The following is an 8,529-nucleotide window of genomic DNA, read 5'->3' on the forward strand; positions in this document are numbered from 1 at the left end:
AGTGGGACGCTCGGTGGATTGTTGGGGCGGCTCAAGCGCCTGTTCAGTTGATCCGGAGGCGGATGGGTTAATCCCGAGATCGTTGCCTCGCGTGCTCTGTGCGCTATACTCGTTATCATCGCCCCATGCGTCAAATCGTTGTGTCCGCCTAGCTTTGCACCGAAAACGGCAGTTCCGGGCCGAACCCTCCATCGGAGCCACCGTTCCCGTCTGGCTCGCCCCCTGAGGTTCCGTTTCCGGTCGAACCGCCCCCCGGCGTTCCGCCCGCGTCGGAGTCGCCGTCCCCGTTCTCAGCCGAGTTACCGTCCCCGGTTGAGTCGCCGTCCGCGACTTCTGACGGCGGGGTGTACTCGAGCGACAAGAACAACCGCGCGATCGAGTTTGCCGCGTCTGCCTCGGCCGGATATAGCCCGTACGCGATGACCGTATCGCCGGTGTCCGGGTGTGGCGCTCGCATGAGGTGGAGGAACGCTTCGGGTGTCTCGCCGGCCTCGGCTTCGGTCGCCATGACGGTGACGTTCACCGGTTCGTCGAACGGCTCGATGGTGTAGTTGCCGTACTGCTCGAACCCCTGTGAGTTGGTCTCAGGGAGGTAACGAAACACCCGCTCGTGATCGCCGGTCAACAACGGGTTCAGACTCCGACCGGCGATACGTACCGCCGGCGTCGTTATGACCCCGAGTTGTACCGTCTCGATACCCGCTGGGCGGTCGCTTTCCGGCCCGTACTGCGCCATGTGGTTTCGAATGACGACCTGCGTCTCGTTCCCGTCGCCCTCGCCGACGCTCACTGTCTCGTTGATCGTCTGTGTCTCCTCGTAGTGGCGTTCGTACCCCTCCTCGTCGAGAGAGCTGTTCTCGCCGAGGGTCTCACCGGACTCGAACCTGAGAGCGTCCTCGCCAAACGGCAGCCCCGAACAGCCCGCGAGAATCACACAAAACGCCACCACCCCAAGTGTCCGATAGTGCATAGCATTACTCGATGCGGCGACGGCATAGCGGTTCGATCGGACTCACGGCTCGAAACGTCGGTATACGCCCCGGAATCAGAACGCCCTTTTAAATTGAGGGCGAATAGCCCGGTATGCAGCTAATGGTGGACACAGCGCGCTCGGCCACGCGACCACCGACAGCGGCCCGCGACGCCAGCATTCGGTCGACCCGCCGCGGCGTCTGTCTGCTCGCGGTGACTCTTCCTCTGGCCGGGTGCATCTCCGATCCCGGTGCCGACTGTCGTGGCGCGACGGTTCGGCTGTCGTTGCGGCCGGTGAGTGCCGTCCAGTCGCCGCTCGTCCTCAACCCCGAACGGCTTTCGGCCGAGGCGGTCGTCGTTGTCGAAACCGCCATCGAGGACGAACACGTCGAGCGCTGTGTATCTTGGCACCCCGACGCGGGCGAAACCGGGGCTTCACCAGGGTTGGCGGAACTCGGCGAGATGATTGAAGCACACGCTGGGGTCGAACTCCCCGCTGACATCGAGACGGACGCCCGGTTTCGGGGGGACCCGTATCGGCTCTCGCTGGTCACCGATCGGAACGGGTGAGCGACAACCGCCCCGAGAGACTGCACGCCGGTGTCGCTGGCTCCGACCGGGTCAGGTCGGCTCGCGGATCGCCGAGGCGGTGCCGGCGGCGAGCGCGCCGATGATGAGGACAATGACGCTCGCGGCGTTGAGAAATGACGTCGCGCCGACGCGAACCTTCCCGAATATTTCGAGCGGGACCGTCGTCGTTCCCGATCCGGATAAAAAGAACGTAATGAGGAACTCGTTAAACGACAGGGCAAAACAAAACAACGCGCTGGCGACAAGGGCCGGCAACAGTAGTGGGAGCGTTACGGTTCGAAAAACTGCCACCCGATCGGCGCCGAGGTCGCGGGCGGCCTCAGAAAACGCCGGATCCAGTTCACCGTACCGGGCCGCGATGAGGAACGTGCTGAACGGGAGCACCCAGAACAGGTGCCCGAGCGCGACCGGGAGCAGGCCGAACCCGATGCCGAGGCGGTTGGCGGTGATCCCGATTCCGAAGGCGACGACCACCGTGGGCACGAACAGCGGAAGCGCGATGACGGCACCGATCGCGCCACGAACGGATGCGCGGAGCCGACTGCGGACGAGGGTGTAGGCCGCGGCCAACCCAAGGGTGGTCCCGAACACGGCGGCGAAGACGCCGAGACCGAGGCTCGTGAGCATACTCCTGACGAAGCGACGATCGGCGAACACCTCGCCGTACCACCGCAGCGAGAACCCATCGAGTGGGATTGTCGGCTGGGCACCGGGCGATAGAGACAGGTATCCGACGACGACGACGGGAAGATACAGGAAACAAAACGTCACCGCGACGACCGCCCCCGGAAAACGGCCGGCACCCCGAACGAGCAATCGGTCGAGCCGGGTCACCATCGTTTCAACTCTCGTCTGACCGGCGGCAATTGAGCCCCGAGAACGAACCCAACGACGACGATTAACAGGAAGACCATCGAGAGGGCGGCAGCCAACCCGAGAGCAGAGAACTGTTCGAACGCCTCCACGACGAGCGTCGCGATCATCACGTCTCCGGGGCCGCCGAGTATCTCCGGCGTCGTGTACGCGCCGGCGATCCGGGCATAGACGACGATCGCGCCGGCGACCGCCCCCGGGAACGTCCGTGGAAGGACCACGTCGACGACGACCCGCCGGTTCGTCGCCCCGAGATCCCGCGCGGCCTCGATCAACCGCCCGTCGAGTCGCTCCATCGAAACGTACAGCGTCAACACGACGTAGGGGAGATATATATAGATGAATCCTATAAACACCGAGAGATCGCTGAACAACAGTCCGAGCGGTTCGCTGACGGCCCCGGTGGCGACGAGCAGTCTGTTCAGGATGCCGCCGCGCGCGAGGATCCACACCCACGTGTAATTGAGGACAACGTAGTTGAGCCACAACGGCAGCGTGAGCGCGATGAGCGCCGGTAGCCTGATGCTGGCTGGACACCGATGCGCGAGCCAGTACGTCACGGGATACGCAACGACGAGACACGTGACAGTCGCTGCCACACCCATCCCGAGCGAGTATATGAGGCTCGTCCGGTACAGCGGCGTCGTCGCCGTAACGTAGTTGTCGATGGATGGCCCCGGGGCGACACTCTCGACGAGGAGTATCGCGACCGGGAGAATGCCGAGCAACACCGCGATCGTGACCGGCCCACTCGCGATCAGGGCGTCTCGGACTCCCCCTCTGCGTTCACTCGTCCTCATCGTCCACTATGACTGCTCGGTCGATAGCAAACCGGATACGATCGCCGGTAGCCATGCCGCCCCCGCCCGCAGGGCGGTCGGGAGTCGTCCGGCTGCCGACCGCTGTTCGTGCCGCAAGCGTCCCGCCGTCACCCGTTTCAACCGTCACCTGTCGATAAAATCCCTTGTACGCTAGCCGCCGAACGGTTCCCGAGAAGGGTCCCTCGCCGACGGATACCGATTCGGGACGAACGACGACCGTAACCGTCTCGCCGACCGACGGATCGCTCCGGCCGGCGGCGGCTTCGAACCCGCCAAGCGCTGTCTCGACAGCCGCACGATCGCCGTCGACAGCGGTAACATCGCCGCGGAGCGTTGTCGCGCCCCCGAGGAAATCGGCGACAAACTGTGTCTTCGGCCGACCGTACAGCTCCTCCGGAGTGCCGATGTCGACGATGCGCCCCTCGCGCATGACGCCGATCCGGTCGGACATGCTCATCGCGCTTTCTTGATCGTGCGTAACGTACAGAAACGCCGTCCCGGACTCACGTTGGATCCGTTTCAACTCCGATTGCATCTCCTCTCTGAGCGCTCGGTCGAGCGACGACAGCGGTTCGTCGAGCAACAACACCGTCGGATCGTTTACCAAAGCCCGGGCCAACGCGACGCGCTGTTTTTGACCGCCGGACAACGCCGCTGGATCCCGGTCGCCGTAGGACGGAAGTGAAACCAATTCGAGGGCTTCGTTGACACGACGGCGGCGCTTGTCGCCATCGATACCCTGCCGTGCAAGACCATATCCGATGTTCTCGGCGACGCTCATGTGCGGAAACAGGACCAGATCCTGAAAAACGATGTTCGTATCCCGTGAGCGGGGCGGCAGGTCCGTCGCCGGTTTGCCACCGATCCGAACGACGCCGGTGTCCGGTCGCTCAAGCCCGGCCAGCATCCGGAGTGTCGTCGTCTTTCCACACCCTGAGGGGCCGACCAACCCGAGAAACTCCGAGCCGTCGATCCGAAGGTGAACGTCGTCGACCGCCGCAACGTCGCCGAAGGACTTCGACAACCCCTCGACTTCGAGCGCTGCGGTCGCCGTCATCCGCCGGATTCGGTCTTTGCCTCGCTCCACGTCCGACTGTACGTCTCGATGAGTTCCGGCGGCTTCGGTTCCTCGTATATGAACTGGTCAGGGGTGTCGAGGCCGAGAACCGTTCTGTCGATATTCTGCTCCTCGAAGACCCTCTCGTTGGGTACCGCAATGTTGTTCGGCTCCATCAGCGACCGATACCCCATCTCGCTTTGCCACTCCTCGATGAACGTGTGCGCGAGCTCCGGATTTTCGGCCCCGGCGCGGATCGTATGCTGGATGAACCACGCTTTCGTCCCCTCCTCGGGGAACACCCGTTCGACCGGCAGCCCATCGTCTTTCATCGCCTGGATGACGTAGTTCCACACCGGCTGGACGCCGACCGTCTCCGTGCGGAGCAGTTGCTCGGACTCGCCGCCGTTACCCCAGAGTCCAGCCGTGTTGTTCAATCTATCAATCAGATCCGCACGGAGCGCCTCAATGTCGATGTCGGCTTCCGAGGATGGGTTCAGCTCTGTCCCGGTGGCCGCATTCCGGTACAACACCTGAAGCCGTGCGTCGTCGCGGCCCCCGGCGACCCCCGACAGGTCGTCGTCCCACAGATCAGCGAGCGCCGTAATCTCGCGGTCAACGATGTCGGTGTTGACTGCGAGCGGCGTCTGTCCGAAGCTCCGGGGGACGCCGTATACCTGTCCGTCGCTCTCGAAGTAATCCTTTTTCAAAAAGTCGAAGATGTCCTCGTACGACGGCACCTGATCGAGGTCGATCGGCTGAATCAACTCCTCGTCCATCGCCGGCTTCACCGCGTAGTTACCGAGCGGCGCGATATCGTAGTCGGCGCGCCCGGCTCGGAGTTGCGACAGCGTCTCCGCGGACCCCTGTGCGGACTGTCGTTCAACGGTCACGCCGTGTCTGTTTTCGAACTCCTCGATGACACCGTCGTTGTACACGTATCCCCAGTCGATGATACGGAGCGTGTCCGATCCGCCGCCGAGTTCGAGACACCCGGCGATCCCCGTCCCCAGTGTGGCACCGGCACCGCTCAGAAACGCACGACGGGATGCGTTCATAGTTATAATGTTAATAACGCGCTCGGAGGGTATAAATCGATGGAAACCGCCAATTTCAGCGGTCGTCTACAGAACACTCGGCCTGGCAGTACCAGCGACATGTCAGTGCTAGCGTTCATCGATCCGTCGGCGACCCGTCGCGGCGGTGTGCGAGACGTTCGGCGACGACCGACGGCACCGGCGTCCGGCAGTACCCGCAGTACCACGACCGGCCCGTCATCGTCGATTCCCGCGTCAGATCCTCGACCGCGCCCAGCGTCGCTCCACAGCCATCGCACGTGTACGTCGAGGCCATACCGGGGGTTGTGGCCGAGCGAATACGGACCTGTCGGCGACGCCGGTAGACGACAGCACATATACGCGGCTGCCGCGAACGGCGAGGCGATGACACGCCGGCCGACAACGGTCGAAAACGCCGCCCTCCTCTCTGTCGGAGGGATCGGGTACGGCGCGCTGTTGTTCGTGTGGTTCTCACTGCCGGCGTATCTCTCATCTGTCACCGACGCGCTGGGGTTGAGCGGAACGCAGGCGGGCGTGCTGGCCGGTGCGATCCCGCTGACGTACATCCCGCTCGGCCTCCTGAGCGGGCTCGTCGTTGATCGCATCGGTGCCCGAACCGGCATCGGCGTCGGGATCGCGCTCGCGGGCCTCGGGCAGTTCGGTCGGGCGAGCGCGGGCGGGTTTCCGTCGATGCTCGCGCTGACGCTCCTGATGGGCGTCGGCGCGACGGGGATCACGTTCGGGCTCCCGAAACTCGCCGCCGAACTCTACCCGCCGGCGTTTGTCGGTCGGGCAGCGTCGGTGTATCTCCTCGCGTCATACGCGGGGAGTGCAACAGTGTTCGCGGCGGGGCGATCGGTGCTCGGCCCCGCCCTCGGCGGCTGGCGGCCGCTGTTTCTCGCGAGCGGGGCCGTGATGGTCGCGCTCGCCGGCGCGTGGGCGCTCTTGGCGTGGTTCGTTCCGGCTGGTCGTCACGACCCGGATGATGGGGCCGGCGAAAGCGGGGGGTTCGCGCTCGCATCGCTATCGGGTGACGTTCGCGCCGTCTTCGCCCACCGGGATCTCCGATTGTTGGTTCTCCTCGGGGCGGCGTACCTGTTCGTCGTGCACGGGCTTCAGGGGTGGCTCGTCACGCTGTTCGAGGCTCGCGGGATCGCTCCGGGGCTCGCCGGCGGAGTCACTGCCGTCTTGGTGGGCGGTCAGATCACGGGGGTTCTCGCCGTGCCGGTGGTCGCCGAACGCTTCGGGGTAACCCGTGAGGCGCTGGTTGGCTGCGGCGCCGTCGCCTGCGTCGGCGTTCTCGGGCTCTTTTTTACCCCGACGCTCGCGCTGTTGCTCGTGCTCCCGGTCATCTCGGTCGGGATCGGCGTGGGTGGGCTCTCGCCGCTGATCCGTGCGATCCCAGTGGAAATCGAGGGGATCGGCCCGGCGCTGACCGGGACTGCGGTCGGGCTCGTCTTCGCGATCGGGGAGATCGGGGGCTTCCTCGGTCCCGTCGTCGTCGGCGCGCTTCGGGACGCGACGGGGTCGTTCGCACCCGGGCTCGCGCTGTGTGCGATCGCGGCCCTCGTTACCGTCGGCGCGGGGGCGTCAATGAGCGAGTTGTGATCGTGATCGAACCGCTATTTGACGGGGATGTATTTAAATGAGCGAGGACACTCGGCCGACTGGTTATAAGTTCGCGGGGGGTTTCATCAACGATGTCGGCGATCCGTCCGCTCAGCTACGTATAAATGAACACGAACAGGAGAGCGAACCATCGGGTCAGGACCGGACGCCCCGGCCGGCGCTACTCCACGTACCGCTTCGCCAGCCAGGCCTCCGCGCAACGGAGACGGTAGGCGAACGTCGACCCCGGAACGTCGAGGCGCTCGGCGAGTTCGTACGCCTCAACCTCTCTCGGTGTTTCGTAGTAGCCGGCCTCAACCGCGGCGGCGAGCGCGTCGGCCTGCTCGGGCGGTAGGTCCGCTGTCACCTCTCGTTCGGGGTCTGAAACGCGTTCGAAGCGCACATCGGCGTCGGCGATTGCCTGAACCGCCTCGACGAACGAACCGACGGGGCCATCGGGTGCGAGCACCCGCCAGCGTTGCGTTCGCCCGCGCCACGTCTCCTCGAGGACGACTCCGTCGCCAAAGCGGTCGCGGGCGAGATGTGGGATCGAGTCGCAGTCGTCAGTCCGCTCCCAGTAGGAGTACAACACGAGCGATCCGGCGGATTGATCGAGGACCGTCGTCTCCCAGTCGCCGTCGCAGCCGTCCCGAACCAGACAGTCGGTGAAGTACCGCGCGCCGGCCATGTCCTCAAGTCGATCCAGCGCGGCCTCGGGGCCGCTCGCGTGGTCGACCCGCCAGAGGCTCGTCTCGGTGACGTGACACGCCGACGACCGAAGCCTCGCGTCGGGATAGTCGGCGAGCAGGTCAGCGACCGGGTTCGCCCCCGGCGGATGCTCGACGACGACGACGAGTTCGCGCATACCGGAGGACAGACTTCCGAAGGAATAAAACAGTCCCTACGGCCTGAAGCGGGTCGCCTTGCCCGAGGTGACGGTCGCATGCTCGGCCTCGTGGGGGTCCGGCGGCCCCGCGTCGTATCGGGCCCCGACCGCGGCCCCGAGTGCGTCTCTGACACAGACGCGGGCCGCGTTGCCGACGGCTGTCGCGCTCCCCGCGAACGCCGTCCCGTCCTCTACAGCCGGACACCCGACAGCAACTGCATCGCTCGTCGTCCCGGTGCAGCCGGCGCGGCCAAGAAGCGTCCCCGCCTTCGCCTCGACGATCGTGGCGAGGAGTCCGGCCAGCCCGCCGTCCGAGAGCGGCTCCGTCGACCCGACGAAGATGTTGACCGTCCCGGGGCGAAACGCGTCGTCGGGGAATGCGTCCGCGTCGATATCGCCGTCCCGGCCGTCAACCCGCCGGCTGTTATCACCCGCCGGCAGCAAAGCGGGGTTCGACAGCCCTGCGGTCACGACCGCCTCGACCGGCCCGTACCGAGCCCCCCTGGCGTTCGTCTGCCGAACGCCGGTCAGAAGCGTTGGCCCCTCGGGGACCGACCCGAGCCGCTCGGTCGCGTACCCCGCGAGGTCCGTGCGCCCAAACCCCTCCGGAACGGTGAGATTGTGGGCGGCTCGGGCCGTCGCGTACCCGCCGTCGAAGCCGTT

Annotated in this window: 10 protein-coding genes; 2 read left to right on the top strand and 8 right to left on the bottom strand. The window is 65.4% G+C overall.

Features of this window, described 5'->3' with window-relative positions; all coding sequences use genetic code 11:
- Positions 1–148: 148 nt before the first annotated feature.
- A complete protein-coding gene (locus ACI944_RS08495; RefSeq protein ID WP_411718624.1) occupies positions 149–970 on the bottom strand; it encodes a DUF6517 family protein in 822 nt (273 codons plus the stop codon).
- A gap of 122 nt (positions 971–1,092) precedes the next feature.
- On the opposite strand from ACI944_RS08495, the gene ACI944_RS08500 reads away from it, so the two are divergent.
- A complete protein-coding gene (locus ACI944_RS08500; RefSeq protein ID WP_411718625.1) occupies positions 1,093–1,542 on the top strand; it encodes a hypothetical protein in 450 nt (149 codons plus the stop codon).
- A 51-nt stretch (positions 1,543–1,593) separates the two neighbouring features.
- Here the strand turns inward: ACI944_RS08500 and ACI944_RS08505 are convergent, their stop codons facing one another.
- The 5 genes from ACI944_RS08505 to ACI944_RS08525 form a co-directional block, all read right to left on the bottom strand.
- A complete protein-coding gene (locus ACI944_RS08505) occupies positions 1,594–2,400 on the bottom strand; it encodes an ABC transporter permease (protein WP_411718626.1) in 807 nt (268 codons plus the stop codon).
- Entirely contained in the window at positions 2,394–3,236 is an 843-nt protein-coding gene (locus ACI944_RS08510; RefSeq protein WP_411718627.1) for an ABC transporter permease, read from the bottom strand. The genes ACI944_RS08505 and ACI944_RS08510 overlap by 7 nt, the downstream gene beginning before the upstream one ends.
- The gene (locus ACI944_RS08515; protein ID WP_411718628.1) at positions 3,223–4,314 is read right to left on the bottom strand and encodes an ABC transporter ATP-binding protein; all 1,092 of its coding nucleotides are present in this window, start codon (positions 4,312–4,314) and stop codon (positions 3,223–3,225) included. The genes ACI944_RS08510 and ACI944_RS08515 overlap by 14 nt, the downstream gene beginning before the upstream one ends.
- Complete coding sequence (locus ACI944_RS08520; RefSeq protein WP_411718629.1) at positions 4,311–5,372, bottom strand: ABC transporter substrate-binding protein; 1,062 nt, start codon at positions 5,370–5,372, stop codon at positions 4,311–4,313. Before ACI944_RS08520 ends, ACI944_RS08515 begins: the two co-directional genes overlap by 4 nt.
- A 115-nt stretch (positions 5,373–5,487) precedes the next feature.
- Positions 5,488–5,667: a hypothetical protein gene (locus ACI944_RS08525; protein WP_411718630.1), complete on the bottom strand. Its 180-nt coding sequence runs from the start codon at positions 5,665–5,667 to the stop codon at positions 5,488–5,490.
- Between the two features lie 89 nt (positions 5,668–5,756).
- On the opposite strand from ACI944_RS08525, the gene ACI944_RS08530 reads away from it, so the two are divergent.
- A complete protein-coding gene (locus tag ACI944_RS08530; RefSeq protein ID WP_411718631.1) occupies positions 5,757–6,980 on the top strand; it encodes a CynX/NimT family MFS transporter in 1,224 nt (407 codons plus the stop codon).
- Between the two features lie 181 nt (positions 6,981–7,161).
- Here ACI944_RS08530 and ACI944_RS08535 read toward each other — a convergent pair whose 3' ends face one another.
- Positions 7,162–7,845: a helix-turn-helix domain-containing protein gene (locus ACI944_RS08535; protein WP_411718632.1), complete on the bottom strand. Its 684-nt coding sequence runs from the start codon at positions 7,843–7,845 to the stop codon at positions 7,162–7,164.
- A gap of 36 nt (positions 7,846–7,881) precedes the next feature.
- A partial coding sequence (locus tag ACI944_RS08540; protein WP_411718633.1) for an adenosylcobinamide amidohydrolase occupies positions 7,882–8,529 on the bottom strand: 648 nt, incomplete at its 5' end.

The sequence above is a fragment of the Natronomonas sp. genome, from assembly GCF_046710025.1.
Taxonomy (GTDB): domain Archaea; phylum Halobacteriota; class Halobacteria; order Halobacteriales; family Haloarculaceae; genus Natronomonas.

What these genes read in the sequence shown, in the direction of transcription:
- ACI944_RS08495 (WP_411718624.1), bottom strand. Translation starts at nt 970, where the DNA reads ATGCACTATCGGACACTTGGGGTGGTGGCGTTTTGTGTGATTCTCGCG.
- ACI944_RS08500 (WP_411718625.1), top strand. Translation starts at nt 1,093, where the DNA reads ATGGTGGACACAGCGCGCTCGGCCACGCGACCACCGACAGCGGCCCGC.
- ACI944_RS08505 (WP_411718626.1), bottom strand. Translation starts at nt 2,400, where the DNA reads ATGGTGACCCGGCTCGACCGATTGCTCGTTCGGGGTGCCGGCCGTTTT.
- ACI944_RS08510 (WP_411718627.1), bottom strand. Translation starts at nt 3,236, where the DNA reads ATGAGGACGAGTGAACGCAGAGGGGGAGTCCGAGACGCCCTGATCGCG.
- ACI944_RS08515 (WP_411718628.1), bottom strand. Translation starts at nt 4,314, where the DNA reads ATGACGGCGACCGCAGCGCTCGAAGTCGAGGGGTTGTCGAAGTCCTTC.
- ACI944_RS08520 (WP_411718629.1), bottom strand. Translation starts at nt 5,372, where the DNA reads ATGAACGCATCCCGTCGTGCGTTTCTGAGCGGTGCCGGTGCCACACTG.
- ACI944_RS08525 (WP_411718630.1), bottom strand. Translation starts at nt 5,667, where the DNA reads ATGGCCTCGACGTACACGTGCGATGGCTGTGGAGCGACGCTGGGCGCG.
- ACI944_RS08530 (WP_411718631.1), top strand. Translation starts at nt 5,757, where the DNA reads ATGACACGCCGGCCGACAACGGTCGAAAACGCCGCCCTCCTCTCTGTC.
- ACI944_RS08535 (WP_411718632.1), bottom strand. Translation starts at nt 7,845, where the DNA reads ATGCGCGAACTCGTCGTCGTCGTCGAGCATCCGCCGGGGGCGAACCCG.